This is a genomic window from Saccharothrix stipae (assembly GCF_054781895.1).
In genome coordinates, this window is sequence record NZ_BAAGTN010000005.1 from 1 (window position 1) to 19,815 (window position 19,815).

At 70.9% G+C, this 19,815-nt stretch carries 21 protein-coding genes; 9 read left to right on the top strand and 12 right to left on the bottom strand.

Annotated elements, in window-relative coordinates:
• Nucleotides 1-169: 169 nt before the first annotated feature.
• The 6 genes from ACYVLT_RS08760 to ACYVLT_RS08785 form a co-directional block, all read right to left on the bottom strand.
• On the bottom strand, nt 170-1,312 hold the full coding sequence (locus ACYVLT_RS08760) for a sensor histidine kinase (RefSeq protein ID WP_461120150.1): 1,143 nt from the start codon (nt 1,310-1,312) through the stop codon (nt 170-172).
• 1 nt (nt 1,313) lies between these two features.
• A complete protein-coding gene (locus ACYVLT_RS08765) occupies nt 1,314-1,991 on the bottom strand; it encodes a response regulator transcription factor (protein WP_461119631.1) in 678 nt (225 codons plus the stop codon).
• Nucleotides 1,992-2,322: 331 nt separating this feature from the next.
• Nucleotides 2,323-2,955: a slipin family protein gene (locus tag ACYVLT_RS08770; RefSeq protein ID WP_461119632.1), complete on the bottom strand. Its 633-nt coding sequence runs from the start codon at nt 2,953-2,955 to the stop codon at nt 2,323-2,325.
• Nucleotides 2,956-3,184: 229 nt separating this feature from the next.
• On the bottom strand, nt 3,185-5,083 hold the full coding sequence (gene dxs, locus ACYVLT_RS08775) for a 1-deoxy-D-xylulose-5-phosphate synthase (RefSeq protein ID WP_461119633.1): 1,899 nt from the start codon (nt 5,081-5,083) through the stop codon (nt 3,185-3,187).
• Between the two features lie 74 nt (nt 5,084-5,157).
• Nucleotides 5,158-6,387, bottom strand: coding sequence for a class I SAM-dependent RNA methyltransferase (locus ACYVLT_RS08780; protein ID WP_461119634.1), 1,230 nt, complete (start codon nt 6,385-6,387; stop codon nt 5,158-5,160).
• Nucleotides 6,384-8,399, bottom strand: a complete 2,016-nt coding sequence (locus ACYVLT_RS08785; protein WP_461119635.1) for an APC family permease — start codon at nt 8,397-8,399, stop codon at nt 6,384-6,386. The genes ACYVLT_RS08780 and ACYVLT_RS08785 overlap by 4 nt, the downstream gene beginning before the upstream one ends.
• Nucleotides 8,400-8,625: 226 nt before the next feature.
• Here ACYVLT_RS08785 and ACYVLT_RS08790 point away from each other — a divergent pair, with 226 nt between their 5' ends.
• Nucleotides 8,626-9,288 (top strand): potassium channel family protein, encoded by a 663-nt coding sequence (locus ACYVLT_RS08790; RefSeq protein ID WP_461119636.1) that lies wholly within the window; start codon nt 8,626-8,628, stop codon nt 9,286-9,288.
• Nucleotides 9,289-9,945, top strand: coding sequence for a potassium channel family protein (locus tag ACYVLT_RS08795; RefSeq protein ID WP_461119637.1), 657 nt, complete (start codon nt 9,289-9,291; stop codon nt 9,943-9,945).
• 318 nt (nt 9,946-10,263) lie between these two features.
• Here ACYVLT_RS08795 and ACYVLT_RS08800 read toward each other — a convergent pair whose 3' ends face one another.
• The gene (locus ACYVLT_RS08800; protein ID WP_461119638.1) at nt 10,264-11,028 is read right to left on the bottom strand and encodes a DUF3159 domain-containing protein; all 765 of its coding nucleotides are present in this window, start codon (nt 11,026-11,028) and stop codon (nt 10,264-10,266) included.
• A complete protein-coding gene (locus ACYVLT_RS08805) occupies nt 11,025-11,402 on the bottom strand; it encodes an OB-fold nucleic acid binding domain-containing protein (protein WP_033437072.1) in 378 nt (125 codons plus the stop codon). The genes ACYVLT_RS08800 and ACYVLT_RS08805 overlap by 4 nt, the downstream gene beginning before the upstream one ends.
• A gap of 105 nt (nt 11,403-11,507) precedes the next feature.
• Between ACYVLT_RS08805 and ACYVLT_RS08810 the strand changes: the two genes are divergently transcribed.
• Nucleotides 11,508-12,182, top strand: coding sequence for an alpha/beta fold hydrolase (locus tag ACYVLT_RS08810; RefSeq protein ID WP_461119639.1), 675 nt, complete (start codon nt 11,508-11,510; stop codon nt 12,180-12,182).
• On the opposite strand, the gene ACYVLT_RS08815 is transcribed toward ACYVLT_RS08810, so the two are convergent.
• Together ACYVLT_RS08815 and dut are read right to left on the bottom strand one after the other, a co-directional pair.
• Nucleotides 12,179-12,805 (bottom strand): DUF3710 domain-containing protein, encoded by a 627-nt coding sequence (locus ACYVLT_RS08815; RefSeq protein ID WP_461119640.1) that lies wholly within the window; start codon nt 12,803-12,805, stop codon nt 12,179-12,181. The genes ACYVLT_RS08810 and ACYVLT_RS08815 overlap by 4 nt on opposite strands.
• A gap of 5 nt (nt 12,806-12,810) precedes the next feature.
• Nucleotides 12,811-13,278 carry a dUTP diphosphatase gene (dut, locus tag ACYVLT_RS08820; RefSeq protein ID WP_053717169.1) on the bottom strand — a complete coding sequence of 156 codons (468 nt, stop codon included), beginning with the start codon at nt 13,276-13,278 and terminating at the stop codon, nt 12,811-12,813.
• Nucleotides 13,279-13,302: 24 nt separating this feature from the next.
• Between dut and ACYVLT_RS08825 the strand changes: the two genes are divergently transcribed.
• On the top strand, nt 13,303-13,767 hold the full coding sequence (locus tag ACYVLT_RS08825; RefSeq protein ID WP_461119641.1) for a DUF3093 domain-containing protein: 465 nt from the start codon (nt 13,303-13,305) through the stop codon (nt 13,765-13,767).
• Between the two features lie 193 nt (nt 13,768-13,960).
• Here ACYVLT_RS08825 and ACYVLT_RS08830 read toward each other — a convergent pair whose 3' ends face one another.
• On the bottom strand, nt 13,961-14,260 hold the full coding sequence (locus ACYVLT_RS08830) for a DUF4193 domain-containing protein (protein ID WP_053717171.1): 300 nt from the start codon (nt 14,258-14,260) through the stop codon (nt 13,961-13,963).
• Nucleotides 14,261-14,690: 430 nt separating this feature from the next.
• Between ACYVLT_RS08830 and cei the strand changes: the two genes are divergently transcribed.
• Nucleotides 14,691-15,410, top strand: coding sequence for an envelope integrity protein Cei (gene cei, locus ACYVLT_RS08835; RefSeq protein WP_461119642.1), 720 nt, complete (start codon nt 14,691-14,693; stop codon nt 15,408-15,410).
• Between the two features lie 43 nt (nt 15,411-15,453).
• Here the strand turns inward: cei and ACYVLT_RS08840 are convergent, their stop codons facing one another.
• On the bottom strand, nt 15,454-16,254 hold the full coding sequence (locus tag ACYVLT_RS08840) for an inositol monophosphatase family protein (protein WP_461119643.1): 801 nt from the start codon (nt 16,252-16,254) through the stop codon (nt 15,454-15,456).
• 95 nt (nt 16,255-16,349) lie between these two features.
• Here ACYVLT_RS08840 and ppgK point away from each other — a divergent pair, with 95 nt between their 5' ends.
• From ppgK to ACYVLT_RS08860, 4 genes are all read left to right on the top strand, one after another.
• Entirely contained in the window at nt 16,350-17,111 is a 762-nt protein-coding gene (gene ppgK / locus ACYVLT_RS08845) for a polyphosphate--glucose phosphotransferase (protein ID WP_461119644.1), read from the top strand.
• Between the two features lie 171 nt (nt 17,112-17,282).
• Nucleotides 17,283-18,611: an RNA polymerase sigma factor gene (locus ACYVLT_RS08850; RefSeq protein ID WP_198932892.1), complete on the top strand. Its 1,329-nt coding sequence runs from the start codon at nt 17,283-17,285 to the stop codon at nt 18,609-18,611.
• 534 nt (nt 18,612-19,145) lie between these two features.
• Nucleotides 19,146-19,325: a DUF7455 domain-containing protein gene (locus ACYVLT_RS08855; RefSeq protein ID WP_015800348.1), complete on the top strand. Its 180-nt coding sequence runs from the start codon at nt 19,146-19,148 to the stop codon at nt 19,323-19,325.
• Between the two features lie 118 nt (nt 19,326-19,443).
• On the top strand, nt 19,444-19,812 hold the full coding sequence (locus ACYVLT_RS08860) for a hypothetical protein (protein WP_461119645.1): 369 nt from the start codon (nt 19,444-19,446) through the stop codon (nt 19,810-19,812).
• Nucleotides 19,813-19,815 lie beyond the last annotated feature (3 nt).

The following is a 19,815-nucleotide window of genomic DNA, read 5'->3' on the forward strand; positions in this document are numbered from 1 at the left end:
TGATGTCCGCCGCGCTCCGTTCCGGTCTCTCTCCGGCCCGTTCCGCGCTGGCAGAGAGAAAGTTACACCCCGCCCAACGCGGAGACAAATCGGGGGTCTGGAGGCACGTCTTCGCAGGTGGTACCCCCTGCGGGAGCCGTCAAACCGGATCATGTGTGATCGGGACCACTCAGACCAGTTTTCCATGCGGCGTGGACGGCAGGTGGACGGCCACCGACAGCCCCCCGCCGGGCACCGCGGTGGCGTGCACCTGACCCTCGTGAGCTGCGACGGCGGCCCGCACGATGGACAGCCCGAGCCCGGTACCCATGCGCGCCGTCCGGTCGACCCCTCCCCGGCGGAACGGCTCGAACAGCTCCTCCACCCGATCCGGCGCGACGACCTGCCCGGACGACGACACCCGCAGCAACGTCCACGAGGCCCCACCCTCGGTGCGCACCTCGATCCACCCACCGGGCACGTTGTGCCGCACGGCGTTCTCAAGGAGGTTCCCCGCGATCCGCTCCAGCAGCGCCGGGTCACCCACCGCGGGCGCCGGGGCCCGCAGGAACGACACCCGGAGCTGCCGCTCCTCGGCCTCCACCCGTGCGGACCTCCAAGCGGACTCCACCACCGCGTTGAGGTCCACCGGCTCGCGCACCGCCAACCCCAGCCCGTCCGTGCGCGCGAGCAGCAGCAAAGCGCTGACCAGCTGCTCGGCCCGTTCCGTCGCCCCGCGCACCACCCCGGCCATGCGGCGCAGCTCCTCGGCGTCGGCATCCGGGTCGGCGAGCGTCACGTCCAGCTCCGTCCGGATCACGGCGAGAGGAGTGCGCAGCTCGTGGGAGGCGTTGGCGACGAACCGCCGTTGCGACTCGAAAGCCGCTTGCAGGCGATCGAGCATCTCGTCGAACGTGTCGGCCAACTCGGCGACCTCGTCCCGGGGCCCGTCCAGCCGAAGCCGCTCCCCCAAAGACTCGGCGGACAACCGGCGAGCCGCGTCGGTCACGTCGTGCACGGGTTGCAGAACGCGTCCGGTGATGGTCCACGCGAGCAGAGCCGCCGCAGCGACCACGCACAGGAACGCGATGGAACCGGAGCGCAGCACGTCGTCCCGGGCCTGTTCGCCGAGCAGGTCCATCAACGCCCCGGCATCCACCTCGCGCCCGTCCACGATGACGGTGCTGCCCTCGGCGAAGCGGGGCGAGGAGGCGATGACCCGGCCGACGAGCAGCCAGCCGAGCAGGAGCAGCAGGCCGCTGACGAACGCCACCAGGCCGGTCGCGAGGAGGGTGAGCCGCGTCCGCAGCCCGGGTCCGCGCCTGCGGACCAGCTCACGGTTCAGTGGAACCTGCCGTGGGCACGCGGTAGCCGGAGCCGACGACCGTGTCGATGATGCCCGGTTCGCCGAGCTTCTTGCGCAGCGTCATCACGGTGACGCGGACGGTGGTGGTGAACGGGTCGGCGTTCTCGTCCCAGACCCGTTCGAGCAGTTCCTCGCTGGAGACCACCGACCCCTTGGCCGCCAGCAGCACCTCCAGCACGCCGAACTCCTTGCGCGTCAGCTCGACGGGCTGCCCCGCGCGCCGCACGGTGCGCCGGGCCGGGTCGAGCTCGACGTCACGGGCGGTGAGCAGCGGCGGGGTGGCCGGGGTGGCGCGCCGGGCGAGGGCGCGCACGCGTGCGACCAGCTCGGGGAAGGCGAACGGTTTGGCCAGGTAGTCGTCCGCGCCGAGGGACAGACCCGCGACCCGGTCGTCCACCCCGGAGCTGGCGGTGAGCATCATGACCCTGGTCAGGGCGCCGGAGCTGAGGATCTCCTTGCACAGCTCGTCGCCGGACATGCCGGGCAGGTCGCGGTCGAGCACGACCACGTCGTACCGGGTCACGGTCGACTTCTCGTGGCCGGTCTCGCCGTCGTAGGCCACGTCGACCGCCATACCTTCGCGCCGCAGGCCACGCGCGATCGCGTCGGCCAGCGGCACCTCGTCCTCGACTACCAGGATCCGCACCACACAAAGGTGCCACACATCCCTGAGAAGGTGCTTAGCGTGAAGCTGTCGGCACACTGTCGGCGGCTTCACCCCCGAAAGAAGAAAAGCGTCCTCGCCGGACGGGCAGATCAGCAGGATGACGGGGTTTGGGCGGTCCGTGCGGCTGTGTCGGGGGTCGGGCTTCGTGTCATCCCGCCGACCTCCACAAGGGCAACCACACGTGTCAAGGGGGCGGCAAGGGACCCACACCGGGCAAGACCGGACAGTGCCCCCTTGACACGCGCGGTAGGGCTGCGCCAGGTCGGCGGGATGACACGAACCCCTCTTTTTGGGAGGAGGGGTTGCAGTGTCAGCGGGTGCGTTCGACGACGACGGTGTTGGCGGTTTGGAGGGCCCGCAGTTGGAGGAGGGCCGGGTGGTCCTCGGCCAGGCGGGCGGCGTTGAGGAGGGAGCGCAGGGCGGCGGTCTCGCCGCGGGCGCGTTCCAGGGTGGCTCGGGCTTCGGCGCGGGCCAGGAGTTCGGTCAGGGCGGCCTTGCGGAGTTCGGTGGGCATGACGACGTCGCGCACGGCCACCTCGCGCAGGTCGATGCCCAGGGTGGCGGCGCGGGCGGTGACGGCGGTGCGGACCTCGGTGGCGATGGCGTCGCGGGAGCGGTCCACCTCGTCGTGGGCGCGGGTGAGGACCGCGGCGCGGAGGGCTACCTGGACCTGGAGGTGCAGTTCGACCTCGGGGGCGGCGGCCTCCTGGACGTACCGGGCGGCGTCGGAGATCGCCCAGTGGAGGACGAGCGTGACGCGGATGAGGACGCCGTCCGCGGTGGGGATGTCCTGCCAGCCCGGTGTGTGGGCGCGGGGTCGGACGTCGACGTGGTGGACCCGGTGGCGGAAGTTGCGGCGGTGGCGGCCGGGTTCGAGGACCTCCACCAGTTTGCCGTGGCGGAAGACCACGCCGCGTTCCCACGGCATGAGTGTGTGCTTCACCGGTCCCCCCTCCTGCCGTGCGGACCGCGACCCCGGTCGTGGGGCGGTGGGCGGGAGCACGGGGCTCGCAGGGCCCTGCGCCCCGTGGTCGACCGGGGTCGCGGCTTGGGTGTCGCAACCCGCCGCGTTGGCAACGCGCCTATCTGAAAGGTGTGCCCGGCTGTGATCGCGGAACCCGGGTTCGGCAGTGCCGTCCGAGCCGCTGACCGGGCGTGGGGAGGGTATACGGCTACTTCTTGACCGTCGCGCCCATTTCCGCCGGCTCGGTGGCGACCACCCACTCGATGATGCGGCGGGAGACGTCCTGGGCGGTCAGGCCGACATCGGTGAGGACCTCGCCGCGTTCGCCGTGCACCTGGAACTCCTGGGGGATGCCCAGGTCGCGGAGGGGGACGTCCACCGAGGCGTCGCGGAGTGCGGCGGCCAGTGCCCAGCCGAAGCCGCCGTGCCTGCCGTTGTCCTCGACGGTGACGACGAGGCGGTGGTCGGCGGCCATGGTGACCAGGTCGTCGGACACGGGGAAGACCCAGCGGGGGTCGACGACGGTGACGCCGATGCCCTGGTCGGCGAGTCGTTGAGCGGCGGCGAGGCCGAGTTCGCCGAACGCGCCGACGGTCACGAGGAGGACGTCGGAGCCGGAGCGGTGCAGGACGTCGACGGTGCCGATCCGTTCGAGGGCGGGCAGGTCGGGGCCCACCGAGGCCTTCGGGTAGCGCAGGACGGTGGGTGCGTCGGGGATGCGGACGGCCTCGCGGAGTTCTTCGCGCAGCGAGGCGGCGTCGCGGGGGGCGGCCACGTGGATGCCCGGGATCAGGCCGCAGATGGACAGGTCCCACATGCCGTGGTGGGAGGCGCCGTCGGGACCGGTGATGCCGGCGCGGTCGAGCACGACGGTGACGCCCTGCTTGTGCATGGCGACGTCCAGCAGGAGCTGGTCGAACGCGCGGTTGAGGAAGGTGGCGTAGATCGCCACCACCGGGTGCATGCCGCCCATGGCGAGGCCGGCGGCGGAGGTCATGGCGTGTTGTTCGGCGATGCCGACGTCGAAGCAGCGCTCGGGGTAGAGGCCGGCGAACTTGTCCAGGCCTGTGGGCCCGCGCATGGCGGCGGTGATGGCGACCAGGTCGGGGCGTTCGCCGCCGAGGGCGACCAGTTCGTCCGCGAAGACGTGGGTCCAGGTGCGCTTGGACGGGCCGATGTTCTCGCCGGTGATGGGGTCGATGACGCCGGTGGCGTGCATCTGGTCGGCCTCGTGGTTCTCGGCGGGCGCGAAGCCGTTGCCCTTGCGGGTGACGGTGTGCACGATCACGGGTCCGCCGAAGGACTTGGCGCGGCGCAGGGCCGATTCGAGGACGGCGTGGTCGTGGCCGTCGACCGGGCCGATGTACTTGAGGCCGAGGTCCTCGAACATGGCCTGCGGGCTGAGGGCGTCCTTGATGCCGCGCTTGGCCGCGTGCAGGGCCGCGTAGAGGGGCTTGCCGACGAACGGGGTGCCCTGGAGGGCGTTCTTGCCGCGTTCCAGGGCGCGCTCGTAGCCGGGTTGCAGGCGCAGCGAGGAGAGGTGGTCGGCCAGGCCGCCGATGGTCGGCGAGTAGGACCGGCCGTTGTCGTTGACCACGATGACGACGGGGCGGTCGGTGCCGGAGGCGATGTTGTTGAGCGCTTCCCAGCACATGCCGCCGGTGAGGGCGCCGTCGCCGACGACCGCCACGACGTGCCGGCGTTGCCCGCCGAGCTGGTAGGCCTTGGCCAGGCCGTCGGCGTAGGACAGGGCGGTCGAGGCGTGGCTGTTCTCCTCGACGTCGTGCTCGCTCTCCGACCGGGAGGGGTAGCCGGACAGGCCGCCCTTCTGGCGCAGCGTGTCGAAGCCCTCGCGGCGGCCGGTGAGGATCTTGTGCACGTAGCTCTGGTGGCCGGTGTCGAAGACGACCGAGTCGTGCGGCGAGTCGAAGACCCGGTGCACCGCCATGGTCAGCTCGACCACGCCGAGGTTGGGCCCGAGGTGCCCGCCGGTCCTGGAGACCTTGTCGACCAGGAAACGCCGGATCTCCTCGGCGAGCACGACCAGCTCGTCCGGCCCCAACCGTTTCAGATCCGCCGGTCCGTGCACGGATTCCAGCAGCGTCACTCGCTCCACCTCACCCTGTGGTACGACTCCCCGACTCGTCCGGTCAGTTTACGGACCGCGGCCTGAGACGCCTTTCAGCGAACGGGCTCCAGCAGGGCGACGCATTCCACGTGGTGCGTCATCGGGAACGCGTCGAACGCCCTGAGCTGGGTCAACTCGTAACCCTGCTGGGCGAACGAGGCTATGTCGCGGGCCAGGGCGGCGGGGTCGCACGCGACGTAAACCACACGGGCGGGTCTGCTGCGGGCGATCGCGGTCACCACGACCTTGCCCGCGCCCTTGCGCGGCGGGTCCAGGACCACGACGTCGGGTGGCAGGTCGGTGAAGTCGGGCGAGTCGAGCACGGCCTCGGTGCGGCCCGCGTACCAGCTGACCTGCGGGTGGTCGGAGAGGTTGAGCTTGCCGTCGGCGACCGCGCCGTGCGACGACTCGACCACGGCGACCGAGCCGGAGGGGCCGACCTGCTCGGCGAGCACGGACGCGAACAGGCCCACGCCCCCGTAGAGGTCCCAGGCGCGTTCGCCGGGCTGGCAGTCCGCCCAGTCGCCGACGACCTTGGCGAAGGTGTCCGCGGCGGCCGGGTGGACCTGCCAGAACCCGTCGGCGCGCAGGTTCCACGTGCGGCCGGCGGCCAGTTCGGTGGCGGTGCCGCTGCCCTGGCGGAGGCGGGACGGTCCGGGGACGGGGCGGCCCCGGCGGATGACCGGCGGGCCGATCTCGGTCAGGTGCGTGCGGCCGCCGGCGTCACGGGTGATGACCAGTTCGGACTTGGGTGGCCACGTGCGGTCGACCACGTCGTCGAGGGCGTCGGGCACGGCGATGACGCAGTCGTCGACCGGGATGACGTGGTGGCTGCGGTGGGCGCGGAAGCCGGGGCGGCCGTCCGGGCCGACGGCCATGCGCATCCGGGTGCGCCAGTCCTCGGGACCGCCGGGCAGGTCCTCGACGATGACCTCCCAGTCGAGCTTGGCCAGGCGGTGCAGCTGCTCGCTGACCACGGCGGCCTTCAGCTCGCGCTGGGCCTCCCAGGACGCGTGCTGCCAGTCGCAGCCGCCGCACAGGCCCGGTCCGGCGAACGGGCACGGCGGCTGCACGCGGTCCGGTGAGGCCTGGAGCACCTCGACGGCGTCGCCGCGGCAGAACGAGCCGCCGGTGTCCTCGGTGATCCGCACGACCACCCGTTCGCCGGGCAGCGCGTGCCGGACGAACACGACGCGGCCCTCGTGCCGGGCGACGCAGTGCCCGCCGTGGGCGACCGCGCCGACCTCGACCTCGATCAGCCGCTGCTTCCAGGTCGCCGTCACTTGCCGTCCCCCTGGTCGTTCCCGCCGCGCTTGTCCAGGCCGCGCCGGATCGCGCCCGGCGCCACGACGTCGTCCTTGTCGGTCACCTTCGAGGATGAGGCCAGCTGCCACGGCACGCTGGTCACCATCACGCCCGGCTGGAACAGCAGCCTGCCCTTGAGCCGCAGCGCGCTCTGGTTGTGCAGGAACTGCTCCCACCAGTGACCGACCACGTACTCCGGGATGAACACCGTCACCACGTCGCGCGGGTTGTCCGTGCGGACCCGCTTGACGTAGTCCAGGACCGGCTTGGTGATCTCGCGGTAAGGCGACTCGATCACCTTCAGCGGCACCTTGAAGTTCTCCTTCTCCCAGTCGCGCACCAGGCGGCGGGTGTCGCCGTCGTCCACGTTGACGGTGACGGCCTCCAGGATGTCCGGCCGGGTCGCCTTGGCGTACGCCAGGGCGCGCAGGGTCGGCATGTGCAGCTTGGAGACGAGCACCATGGCGTGGTTGCGGGCGGGCAGCAGCTTCTGCCGCTCCTGCTGGCGCAGCTCCTCGGCGACCCGGTCGTAGTGCCGGCGGATCGCGGTCATGAGGGCGTAGAGGGCGGCCATCGCGGCGATCGCGATCCACGCGCCCTTGGTGAACTTCGTGATCAGCACGACGACCAGGACCGAGGCGGTGAGGGCGAGGCCGAACGCGTTGATCGCCTGGGACCGGCGCATCCGGCGGCGCGCCATCGGGTCGGTCTCGGTCTTGAGCAGGCGGTTCCAGTGCCGGACCATGCCGGTCTGGCTCATCGTGAACGACACGAACACGCCGACGATGTAGAGCTGGATGAGCTTGGTGACCTCCGCGTCGAACGCGATGACCAGCACGATCGCCGCGCCGGCGAGGAAGACGATGCCGTTGCTGAACGCGAGCCGGTCGCCGCGGGTGTGCAGCTGGCGCGGCAGGTAGCGGTCCTGGGCGAGGATCGAGCCGAGCACCGGGAAGCCGTTGAACGCGGTGTTCGCGGCCAGGACCAGGATCAGCGCGGTGACCGTGGTGATGAAGAAGAACCCGACCGGGAAGCCCTCGAACACCGCGCCGGCGATCTGGGCGACCATCGTCTTCTGCTCGTAGCCCGCCGGCGCGTTGACGAGCTGGTGCGCCGGGTCCTCGGCCATCTTCACGCCGGTGAGCTGGGCCAGCACGATCAGGCCCATCAGCATGGTGACCGCGATCAGGCCCATGGCGAGCAGCGTGGTCGCCGCGTTGCGCGACTTCGGCTTGCGGAACGCGGGCACGCCGTTGCTGATCGCCTCGACGCCCGTGAGCGCCGCGCTGCCGGACGAGAAGGCGCGCAGCACGAGGAACAGGAACGCCAGGCCCACGAGGTGGTCGTCCTCGGCCCGCAGTTCGAGCCCCGCGCTCTCGGCGCGCATCTCGTCGCCCATGAAGAAGCCGCGGAACAGGCCGTAGCCGATCATGAAGATGATGCCGGCCATGAAGGCGTAGGTCGGGACGGCGAACGCGCTGCCGGACTCGCGGATGCCGCGCAGGTTGATCGCGGTGAGCAGGACGATCGCGACGACCGCGAACTCGGCCTTGTGGGTGGCGACGAACGGGATGGCCGAGCCGATGTTCGCCGCGGCGGAGGAGATGGAGACCGCGACCGTGAGGATGTAGTCGACCAGCAGGGCGCTCGCCACCGTCAGGCCCGCTCTGCGCCCCAGGTTGACCGTGGCGACCTCGTAGTCACCGCCGCCGGAGGGGTAGGCGTGCACGTTCTGCCGGTAGCTCGCGACGACCGTGAGCATCACCACGACCACCGCCACACCGACCCACGGCGCGAGCGCGTAGGCCGACAGGCCCGCCACCGACAGCACGAGGAAGATCTCCTCGGGGGCGTAGGCCACGCTCGACATCGCGTCCGAGGCGAACACGGGCAGGGCGATGCGTTTGGGCAGCAGCGTGTGGGCTAGGCGATCGCTGCGGAAGGGCCTGCCGACCAGGAGGCGCTTGGCCGCGGTTGCGAGCTTGGACACGGGTCGAGAGCGTAAGGGGTGGTGAGCACCTGAGCGTTGTCGTCGGGTGAGCACCGGGTTGCTTGTGACGTGCGTCGCGGGTCTGGGGCGGGTGCCTCCGGGTGCCGGCTCGACGTGCCCGGTGCCGTTCGGGATGCGTGCGGTGCCGAGACGCAGGTCCGACACTGCTCTCGCTCGTCCATTAGGAACGGTAGGTTCTCCGTAGGCGTCGTTCGGGGAGGCTTTCGTGCACGTGGTGATCATGGGCTGCGGCCGGGTGGGCTCGTCCCTGGCCAAGGCACTCGAACGCCTGGACCACCAGGTCGCGGTGATCGACAAGGACGTGCAGTCCTTCCGCAGGCTCGGCTCGGACTTCCACGGCCAGCAGGTCGTCGGCAACGGTTTCGACCAGAAGGTGCTGATCGCGGCCGGTGTGGAGCGGGCGGGCGCGTTCGCGGCCGTGTCCAGCGGCGACAACTCCAACATCATCTCGGCCCGGGTGGCGCGGGAGACGTTCGGGGTGGAGGCGGTGGTCGCGCGGATCTACGACGAGAAGCGCGCCGCGGTGTACGAGCGGCTGGGGATCCCGACGGTGGCGACCGTGCCGTGGTCGACCGACCGGTTCCTGCGGATGCTGCTGCCCGAGGGCACCGCGACGGCGTGGCGCGACCCGTCGGGCAGCGTGGCCGTGCTGCCGTTGGAGCTGCACGAGGACTGGGTCGGGCGCACGGTGCGTGACCTGCAGGAAGCCACCGGTTGCCGGGTGGCGTTCGTGATGCGGTTCGGCACCGGCGTGCTGCCCGACTCGAAGACCGTGTTCCAGGCCGACGACCAGGTGTACGTGGCCGCCCTGTCCGGCACCGTGACCGATGTGGCCGCGGCTGCGGCTCACGCGCCCGAGGAGAGCTGAGTGCGTATCGCCATTGCGGGTGCCGGTGCGGTGGGTCGGTCCATCGCGGCCGAGCTGGTGTCCGACGGGCACCAGGTGATGCTCATCGAACGGGACCGGAACCACTTCGAGCCGCACACCGTGGAGCAGGCCGAGTGGGTGCAGGCCGACGCGTGCGAGCTGTCGTCGTTGGAGGACGCCGGCATGCAGCTGTGCGACGTGGTGATCGCGGCCACCGGTGACGACAAGGTCAACCTGGTCGTGTCGTTGCTGGCGAAGACCGAGTTCGCGGTGCGGCGCGTGGTGGCGCGGGTGAACGACCCGGCGAACGAGTGGTTGTTCACCGAGTCGTGGGGGGTGGACGTGGCCGTGTCGACGCCGCGCATCCTGTCCGCGCTGGTGGAGGAGGCGGTGACGGTCGGCGACGTGGTGCGGCTGATGACGTTGCGCCAGGGTCAGGCGAACCTCGTGGAGATCACGCTGCCGGGTGACACTCCGTTGGCCGGGTCTCCGGTGAACGGGCTGGCGCTGCCGCGGGACGCGGCGCTGGTGACGATCCTGCGGGGTGGCCGGGTGATCGTGCCGACGCCCGATGACACGCTGGAGGGTGGGGACGAGCTGCTGTTCGTGGCGGCTGCGGATGTGGAGCGGGAGATTCGGTCGGCGTTGGGGTACTGAGGCTGACCAGGCTGCCCTGGGTGGGGTGGGCGTTAAAGAAAAAGATCAAGAGCGTCCTCGCCGGACGGGCAGATCAGCAGGATGACGGGGATGAGCGGTCCAGTGCGGCTGCGTTGTTGGTCGGGGTCCGTGTCATCCCGCCGACCTCCACAAGGGCAACCACACGTGTCAAGGGGGCGGCAACGGTTCACCACCGGGCAGGCCTGAACAAGCCCCCTTGACACGCGCGGTAGGGCTGCGCCAGGTCGGCGGGATGACACGAACCCCTCCTTTTGGGGAAGGGCGTGGTGGTGAAGGTGTCGGGGTGGTCGCGGCTGGTCAGAGTTGTCTGTCCTCGGCGCGGGCCGGGGTGGGGTGTTGGTCGGTGGAGGCGTCGAGCAGGTCGTCGTAGATGGTCGGCTTGGCCTCGGCTTGGGCTCGGAGGCGTTGTTCCGCTTCGCGGTTCTCCTCCTCTTCCCTGGCCAGGGTGGCCTTGAGGCGCTTGTCCGAACGGCGCACGGCCCACACCGTGGCGACCAGCGCCACCGCCATCAGCGGGTAGCCCATGGCCAGGCGGGCGGCGGCCAGCCAGCCCACGGAGGCCTCGTCGTAGAGCCAGCGCTGCACCACGAACCGGGCGCAGAAGACCAGCGCCCACACGAGGGTGGCGATGTCGTAGTCGCGGACGTTGGCCTTGTCCTTGCGCCACGCCGTGCCCTGGCCGTTGAGGAACGACCAGATCACGCCCGCCAGCGGCCACCTGACCAGGATCGACCCGATGAACACGCCGCCGTAGACGAGGCTCTGCCAGATGCCGAACAGGAAGAAGCCCTTGGCGTCGCCGGTCCGGTAGGCGATGAACGCGGCGATGCCGACGCCGAAGACGGCGGAGACGGCCGGCTGCACCGAGCCCTTGCGCATGGCCAGCACGATGCCGATCACGACGGAGAACCCCAGCGCGCTCCAGATCGCGGGCATGAGGCCGGCGAACGCGTTGACCAGCACGAACACCACGACGGGCAACGAGGAGAACAGCAGGCCGCTCACGCCGCCCATCTGCTCCAGGAGGGTGGGCTGCTTCTCGGACTCGTTCGCCGGTGTCATGAAGCGTTCTGCAACTCGTAGTAGGGGTTGTAGAGCACCTTGCGCCCGTCCCGGACAGCGATCCGTCCTCTGGCCTTGATGGTGCGGCCGGGCTCGATGCCGGCGATCCGGCGACGTCCGAGCCAGACCAGGGTCACGCCCTCGGTGCCGTCGTACAACTCGGCCTCCAACGTGGCGGCGGCGTCACGCGGGCACAGCTCGACGCTGCGCAGCCTGCCCAACACCGTCACCTCCTGGCCCGACTTGCAGTCGCACGCGCGGATGGCCCCGACGGCCTCGGCTTTTCGGGACAGGTCGTCGGCGTCCAGCTCACTGACGTCGGTGGTCAGCCGACGCACGAGGCGGCGCCAGTAGCCACCCCCAGTACCAGTCATCCCCGACTCCTGGATTGCGCGGGGCCTCGACGACGAAGCCCGTCCAACAGCCAGCGTAACCGGGTGCACCCGACCGGGTATCCGACTGGGGGAGGATCTGGCGTCATGAGCTCGTCACGCGCCGTTCTGCTGCCGGGCACCGCGTCCGACGAGGTGTTCGTCGCCGGGGTGTTCGGCCGCCCGTTGGCCGAGGCCGGGTTCACGCTGGTCGCGCCCGCGTCACGGGGTGTGCGCGAGCACGTCGAGGCGTTGGACGCGGCGTGGGACGGGACGCCGCTGGTAGTGGGTGGTGTGTCACTGGGCGCGCACGTGGCGGCGGCGTGGGCGGTACGGCATCCCGAGCGGTGCGCCGGGCTGCTGGTGGCGTTGCCCGCCTGGAACGGGGACCCGGACGGCGCGCCGGCGGCCCTGGCGGCCCGGGCCAGCGCCTCGGTGGTGGCGTCGGCGGGCGTCGAGGCGGCGCTGACCGGGGTCGACGGGTGGCTCGGCGACGAGCTGCGGCGGGCGTGGCCGCGGTACGGGTCTCGGTTGGCGGAGGTGCTGCGGGAGGCCGCCGGGTCGTCGGCGCCGACCGTGGCCGAGTTGACCGGGCTGACGGCGCCGGTGGGGGTCGCGGCGTGCACCGACGACCCCATTCACCCCTTGGACGTCGCCCGGACGTGGGTCGAGGCACTCCCCCGTGCCGCTCTGCGCACGACGACGCTGGCGGCGCTGGGCGCGGACCGGGAGTCCCTGGGCCGCGCCGCGCTCGCCGCCTACCTCGCCACGTCGGCGGGCTAGCCCTGCTGCTGGGCCTGGATGTGCCGGGCGATCGCCTCGGGCAGCTCGATCGGCAGCGGCGTGCGCACCGGCATCGGCTGCTCGCCCCGCACCACGATCGTGTCGCGCAACACCGTGTAAAGGGCGTCGGTCGCGCGCACGCCCTGCTCCTCGGTCGGCGCCGCGGCGATGCCGCGCAGCATCCACCGGGGACCGTCCACGCCGACCACGCGGAGGTGCACCTCGTTGTTGCGGGCGGTGATCTCCTCGCCCCAGTCGCCGTTCTCCCGCAGGATCCGGAAGCCCTCGGACTTGAACTGGGCGATCATCTCGGCGCTGACCTCCGGCCACAGCCGGTCGGTCTTGGGCGCGGCGAACGCGCTGACGGTGAGCTGGCCGACGGTGGTCAGCAGGTTCACGGCGTGCACCGCGCCCTTGTCGTCCAGCTGCACCTGCAACTGCGCGCCGTCGGGCACGGGCAGCCGGATCGAGCCCAGGTCCAGCCGGTTCAGGCCGTCGTTCGGGGCCTGCTCGGAGTCGAACGGGCCGTCGTCGGCCTCCTCCGCACCGTCGAACTCGACCTCGGGTTGCGCCGTCCCCCGGTTCGCGGAGTGCCTACCGCGCTTGCGGCGCTTTCCGAACATCGCCTTCACCCCTCCGTCCGGGCGAGCACGTCGTGCCCGCCTGTAGAGCCGTAGCCTCCCGCACCCCTCGCGGAGTCGGGCAGCTCGTCGACTTCGCGGAACACCGCGTGCTCCACCTTCTGCACCACCAGCTGGGCGATCCGGTCGCCGCGCGTGAGCACCACGGGCTCGCGCAGGTCGTGGTTCACCAGGCACACCTTGATCTCGCCCCGGTAGCCGGCGTCGATCGTGCCGGGGGTGTTGACCACGCTCAGGCCGACGCGCGCGGCCAGGCCGGAACGCGGGTGCACGAACCCGGCGTACCCCTCGGGCAGCGCGATCGCGACACCCGTGCCGACGACCGCGCGTTCGCCGGGTTCGATCACCACGTCGGTGGTGGTCACCAGGTCCGCGCCGGCATCACCCGGTCGGGCGTATGCCGGGAGCGGTACGGCGGGATCGAGCCGGGACAACAGGACCTCGACGCTGGGCACGGCGCGCGAGACTACCCTGGTGGCGTGAGCGAGAGTGCTGTGACCGCCCCGACCGCGTTCCGCGAGCGGTTGTACGTGCCCTGGTGGGGTTGGCCGTTGCCGCTGGCCGCGGCCGTGCTGCTGGCCGCCGAGATCCACATGGGGTTCCCCGGGGTGCGGTCGTGGCTGCCGTACCTGATCACGGTGCCGCTGACCGTGCTGCTGATCGTGCGGATGGGCTCGGTGAAGGTCGAGGTGTCCGGCGGCGAGCTGCGGGTCGGTCCGGCGCACGTGCCGCTCGACCTGCTCGGCGAGGTCGAGGTGTTCGACGCGAAGACCAAGCGGAAGGCGATGGGGCCGAACCTGGACCCGATGGCGTTCGTCACCCATCGGGGGTGGATCGGGCCGATGGTGCGGGTCGAGTTGCGCGACCCGGCCGACCCCACGCCGTACTGGCTGTTCAGCGTGCGTTCGGCGGAGGAGCTGGCGGCGCTGCTGCGCGCTCGGTGAGGCCGGGCGCGGGGTCGCCGGTGACTGGGTCAACGGGGACTGGGCGCCACCCCGGCGGTGGGGGTGAGCGCCCAGGTCTGGTCGTAGGTGCTTGTGTGCTCGGTCCGGTGGCGCTTGGTCTGGTCGGTGGTGCTCGGTTCGGTGCGGTCGTAGCTGATCAGGCCGGTCGTGCGGGTTCGTGCGCGGTCGTGCGTCAGGCGCAGTCGCGGCAGATGTACTGGCCGTTGACTTCCTCGGCCAGCCTGCTGCGGTGGTGCACCAGGAAGCACTTCGAGCACGTGAACTCGTCCGCCTGCTTCGGCAGGACCTTGAACGTGAGCTCCTCACCGGACAGGTCGGCGCCCGGCAGCTCGAAGTTCTCGGCGGTCGCGTCCTCGTCGATGTCGACGACCCCGGACTGCGTTTCGTTGCGCCGCGCCTTCAGCTCCTCTAGGGAGTCCTCAGCGAGTTCGTCCGCCTCGCTGCGACGCGGTGCGTCGTAGTCGGTCGCCATACTTCTTTCACCCCTGCGGTCAACGGAGACTGTTCGTGTCGCTGGATAACGCACCAGCGCCCCTTTTTGTGCCCTCCGTCCCCAGTGACGGAGGTCTCGCTCGTGCGGCCGGGCGCCAACCCCCTGTTCGTCGACGCTTTCAGGTGTCCGGCGGTGCGCGGAGCGCCGAGAGGGTAGCTCATTGATCGGGGGGTCGCGCAGCGGGTTCCCCCTAATTGAGCAGACGGGTGACAGGCCCTTCCCACGCTGGCCAGATAGGCTGGGACGCGCATCACTCACCCGGTGCTCCCGTGCTTCGACGCCCGACGAGGGCGTTGACCGTCCGCGACCGGGTGATTGCGGCCCGCTACACACCCGCCCGAGACGCGGGGCCGCGGGGCGCGGCATAGCCTGATCACTGTCAACACTGGCCCAGGGGAGGTCGACGGACGTGGGACCCGGTACGGGGAGCAGCGGGTCGTCGCGGTACCGGAAGCGACGGCCGTGGCCGGCGCTCGTCCTGTTCCTGGTGCTCGCCGTGACCGCGGTGGTGGTGTGGAACCGCGTGTTGTCCGACGCGGGCGACGTGGACGCGGCGATCAAGTGCAACCCGCCCGGCGGGATGCCGTCGCCCTCGGCCGGCGCGCCCGTCGCGCCCGCGGCCGAGCCCGCGCCGCCGTTGGGCACGGTGCTGGGGCACGACGCGCTGGACCGCACCGACCCGGTGCCGGTCGGCGCCGTGCAGTTCCGGGTGTTCAACGCCAGCACGCAGCGCAACCAGGCGCGGTTCGTCGCGACGACGTTGGTCGAGCTGGGGATGAAGCAGGCCGCTGAGCCGGGCAACGACCCGGTGTACCCGGCGCAGGACATGACCTGTCGCGGTCAGATCCGGTTCGGCGCGCCCGGCGCGGGTGCGGCGCGGACGTTGAGCCTGATCGAGCCGTGCCTGGAGCTGGTGCGCGACGAGCGCCAGGACGCGACGGTGGACGTGGCGATCGGCCAGAAGTTCAGCGACGTGAAGCCCAACAGCGATGCCCGCAAGGTGCTCGACCAGCTGGCCGAGTGGGCGGTGCAGCAGCCCGAGCAGCAGGGCGGCCAGGTCGCCGAGGGTTCCACGCCGCTGTCGCTCAACGCCGACAACCTGAGGGCTGCCCGCGACATCGAGTGCTGACCCGCACCCGCGAGCCGAACGCCCGGGATGTTCGGCTCGCGGGTCAGACCTTGCCGAAGCCGGCTTCCACCAGGGCGGTGAACAGGGCGTCGGCGATGCCGGGTGCGGCGGCGAAGGTGGCGTCCGCGCCCAGCTCCGGAGCTTCACCCGGTAGGTGGACGACCGCGCCCGCCTCGCCGGCCAGCAACGCCCCGGCCGCCCAGTCCCACCGGCCGAGGGTGTGCTCCGCGTAGGCGTCCAACCGGCCCGCGGCGACGGCGCACAGGTCCAGCGACGCGGCACCGGCCCGCCGCATGTCCCGGACCCTGGTCGCCAGGCCCGCCCACGCGTCGGCCTGCCGCTGCCGCCGCTCGGGCCGGTAGGCGAAGCCGTAACCCAAAAGGGACAAGTCCAATCGGGTGGCGTCGGAGACCCGGAGCCGCCGCCCGTCCAGCCACGCCCCACCGCCGCGCGCCGCCGTCCACACCCGGCCGCTGACGGGTTCCACCACCGCGCCCGCCACCGACGCGCCGTCGACCTGCGCGGCCACCGACACGGCGTAGTGCGGGATGCCGTACAGGTAGTTCACCGTGCCGTCGATCGGGTCGACGACCCAGGTCAGGCCCTCGACGGCGGCACTGCCGCCCTCCTCCTCCCCGATCACCGGCTCACCGGGCCGCAACTCGGCGAGCCGTCGCCGGACCAGTTGTTCGGACGCGCGGTCGGCCGCCGTCACCACGTCCGTGGCGCTGCTCTTGGTGTCGACATCGGTCACGGCGGCTTCGCGCATGGTCACGGCCAACTCACCGGCCTCTTGGGCCACGAGCACGGCGACGTCCACCAGCGTGAGCGGATCGAAACGCAACTGTTCCTCCTGCGTCACTCTCACGGGACTATCGGAGAACTGCAGGCTAATGTCTGCGGCCACGGTTACTGAATCGAGTAGGAAGGGCCACGGGGATGGGCATGACCCGCGGGTTCGGCGTGGACATCGGCGGTTCCGGCATCAAGGGCGGGCTCGTGGACCTCGAAGCGGGGGCGCTGGAGGGTGAGCGCCTGCGCATCACCACACCCACGCCGTCGACGCCGGACGCGGTCGCCGACGTGGTCGCCGAGATCGTCGAGAAGTTCAACTGGGACGGTCCCGTGGGTGTCACCCTGCCGTGCGTGGTGAAGCACGGCGTCGCGCACTCCGCGGCCAACGTGGACCAGGCGTGGATCGGCACGGACGCCGCCGCCCTGTTCGCCGAGCGCCTGGGCAGGCCGACCGACCAGGTCGTCGTGCTCAACGACGCCGACGCCGCCGGCATCGCCGAGATGCGGTTCGGTTCCGGTGTCGGCCGGGACGGCCTGGTGGTGCTGCTCACGTTCGGCACCGGCATCGGCAGCGCCCTGTTCCTGGACGGCAAGCTCGTGCCCAACACCGAGTTCGGCCACCTGGAGGTCGACGGCCACGACGCGGAGAAGCGCGCGGCGGCCTCGGTGAAGGAGGACAAGGGTCTGACCTGGGCCGAGTGGACGCCCCGCGTGTCGCGGTACATCAACGTGCTGGAGAACCTCATCTGGCCGGACCTGGTCATCGCGGGCGGCGGGGTCAGCAAGAAGGCGGAGAAGTGGCTCCCGCTGCTGGAGGTGCGCACCGAGGTGGTGGCCGCCGCGCTGAAGAACGACGCGGGCATCGTCGGGGCGGCCGTGGCCGCCGCGCAAGGTCTCCGGCACTGATTTAAGCAGCGTTCCACCTGCGAGAACGCGTGCCGGACCACCTCGGATGACGCCGTGGCGCAACGGCACGCGATTCTCGTCGTTACAATGGAACGGTGCCCCGCTGACGAACGATCCGGCGGGGGATCCCCCGTACTCAGGCGACCGAGGTTCGCGCCCTTCGGTTCGGCCTTGATCGACAGTCGCGAAAGGGCGTACGTGGCAGCCGCGAAGACTACTCAGGCAGCTCAGGCTGACGCCGAGGAGACGCCCAAGGCCACCTCGGCGAGGAAGGCCCCGGCGAAGAAGCCGGCGGCGAAGACCGCCGCGGCGGGTAAGACGGCCACGCGGGCGCCGCGCAAGACGGCCGCCAAGGCCGCCGCTGCCGCGCCCGGCAAGGTGAAGAAGGACGGCGAGGAGCCCGAAGACCTCGAAGGCGCCCCAGACGCCGAGGACCTGGTCGACGACGTCGAGCTGATCGACGAGCCGGTCGAGGAGGAGCCCGCCGAGGAGGAGGCCAAGCCCGGCGAGGGCGACTTCGTCTGGGACGAGGAGGAGTCGGAGGCCCTGCGGCAGGCCCGCAAGGACGCCGAGCTCACCGCCTCGGCCGACTCGGTCCGCGCCTACCTCAAGCAGATCGGCAAGGTCGCCCTGCTCAACGCGGAGGAGGAGGTCGAGCTCGCCAAGCGCATCGAGGCCGGCCTCTACGCCGCCGAGCGGGTGCGCCGCGCCGAGGACGAGCAGGAGAAGCTGACCCCGCAGATGCGCCGCGACCTGCGGTGGATCGTGCGGGACGGCGAGCGGGCGAAGAACCACCTGCTGGAGGCGAACCTCCGCCTGGTGGTGTCGCTGGCCAAGCGCTACACCGGTCGCGGCATGGCGTTCCTGGACCTGATCCAGGAGGGCAACCTCGGCCTGATCCGCGCGGTGGAGAAGTTCGACTACACCAAGGGCTACAAGTTCTCCACGTACGCGACGTGGTGGATCCGCCAGGCGATCACCCGCGCGATGGCCGACCAGGCCCGCACCATCCGCATCCCGGTGCACATGGTCGAGGTCATCAACAAGCTGGGTCGCATCCAGCGCGAACTGCTCCAGGACCTGGGCCGCGAGCCCACCCCGGAGGAGTTGGCCAAGGAGATGGACATCACCCCGGAGAAGGTGCTGGAGATCCAGCAGTACGCCCGGGAGCCCATCTCGCTGGACCAGACGATCGGCGACGAGGGCGACAGCCAGCTCGGTGACTTCATCGAGGACTCCGAGGCCGTGGTGGCGGTGGACGCGGTGTCGTTCACGCTGCTGCAGGACCAGTTGCAGTCGGTGCTGGCCACGTTGTCCGAGCGCGAGGCGGGTGTGGTGCGGCTGCGGTTCGGCCTCACCGACGGCCAGCCGCGCACGCTGGACGAGATCGGCCAGGTCTACGGCGTGACGCGGGAGCGGATCCGGCAGATCGAGTCGAAGACGATGTCGAAGCTCCGGCACCCGTCGCGGTCGCAGGTGCTGCGCGACTACCTGGACTGATCCGGTCCGAAGACCACTCTGGGCAAGGCCCCTCGGCTGTCAGGTCGGGGGGCCTTGCTCTTTGCACCGCGTTCGTACGCTGTACGACCACGATCGACGGACGTGTTGTGGCGATCTGAACGGGCGGTCGAACGGTTCGTGAACTGGACGGATCACGTCCGGATGGTGGAATCGGGGGCCGTGTTCGCTCTGGGCTGACCAAAGTGTTACCGGTCACAGTGGACGTCGCCCGGAACCCACCTTCTGGAGCAACGGCCATGCGTCGAACGCCGTATTCGCAGGTAGGGAAACCGTTGCGACGACAGCGGAACGTGAGCACGAGCGGATCGATCGGTGGGAATTCTCAGGTTCCGACCACCCGGGCGCCGGGTAAATGACGAGTGACGCGGGTCGCCACGATCCAGGGAACACTGACTTACGCCCGTGCGTCTGCAAGAGTAGAAGCAGCGAACACGGCGCACCCGCCAGATGCGAGGTGGTCGCAGCTAGGTGTGAGGGCACCGATCCCCGGTGCCGGGACGGAGGGAGATTTCCATGACTACGACGCTCACCCGCCCCGCGTTGACCGCTGCCGACCGCTGCGACCGCTGCGGGGCTGCTGCCCAGGTTCGCGCCGTGCTCCCCTCCGGGGGCGAGTTGCTGTTCTGCGGGCACCACGCCCGTGAGCACAGCACCAAGCTGCGTGAGCTCGCTGCCGAGTTGCAGCAGGGCTGAACACCACGAGTCCCGGCATGGGGCTCGTAGCACCCTAGCCGTCCGGGGCGGGGATCCGAGAGGATCCCCGCCCCCCTCATTTTGCGGCGTCCTCCCCGCGGTCTCGGCGATACTCGTGGTGACGGAGGGGGTGCCGGTGATCGAGTCGGTGGATCTCGTGGTGGCGGCGTTGGCCGCGGGCGCGACGGCGGGCGTGACGGACGCTGCTTCGACCGCGGTGAAGGACGCGTACCAGGGTCTGAAGTCGCTGACACGGCGCGCGTTGCGCCGCGGTGGGGTCGAGGAGGAGCCGACCGATCCCGAGGAGTTGAGGGCGGCGTTGACCGCCGCGGACGCCGGGGCCGACGCCGAGCTGGTCGCGGCGGCACGCCGGGTGTTGGCGTTGGCGGATCCGGAAGGCGCGGCCAAGTACCGCGTGGACGTGCACGACAACCGGGGCGTGCAGATCGGCGACGGCAACACGATGACGCTGAACTTCGGCGAGTAGCCC

Coding starts and splice junctions, on each gene's coding strand:
- ACYVLT_RS08800 (WP_461119638.1), bottom strand. CDS start 11,028: ATGACACCGGCGAACGAGTCCGAGAAGCAGCCCACCCTCCTGGAGCAG.
- ACYVLT_RS08805 (WP_033437072.1), bottom strand. CDS start 11,402: ATGACTGGTACTGGGGGTGGCTACTGGCGCCGCCTCGTGCGTCGGCTG.
- ACYVLT_RS08810 (WP_461119639.1), top strand. CDS start 11,508: ATGAGCTCGTCACGCGCCGTTCTGCTGCCGGGCACCGCGTCCGACGAG.
- ACYVLT_RS08815 (WP_461119640.1), bottom strand. CDS start 12,805: ATGTTCGGAAAGCGCCGCAAGCGCGGTAGGCACTCCGCGAACCGGGGG.
- ACYVLT_RS08830 (WP_053717171.1), bottom strand. CDS start 14,260: ATGGCGACCGACTACGACGCACCGCGTCGCAGCGAGGCGGACGAACTC.
- ppgK (WP_461119644.1), top strand. CDS start 16,350: ATGGGCATGACCCGCGGGTTCGGCGTGGACATCGGCGGTTCCGGCATC.
- ACYVLT_RS08855 (WP_015800348.1), top strand. CDS start 19,146: ATGACTACGACGCTCACCCGCCCCGCGTTGACCGCTGCCGACCGCTGC.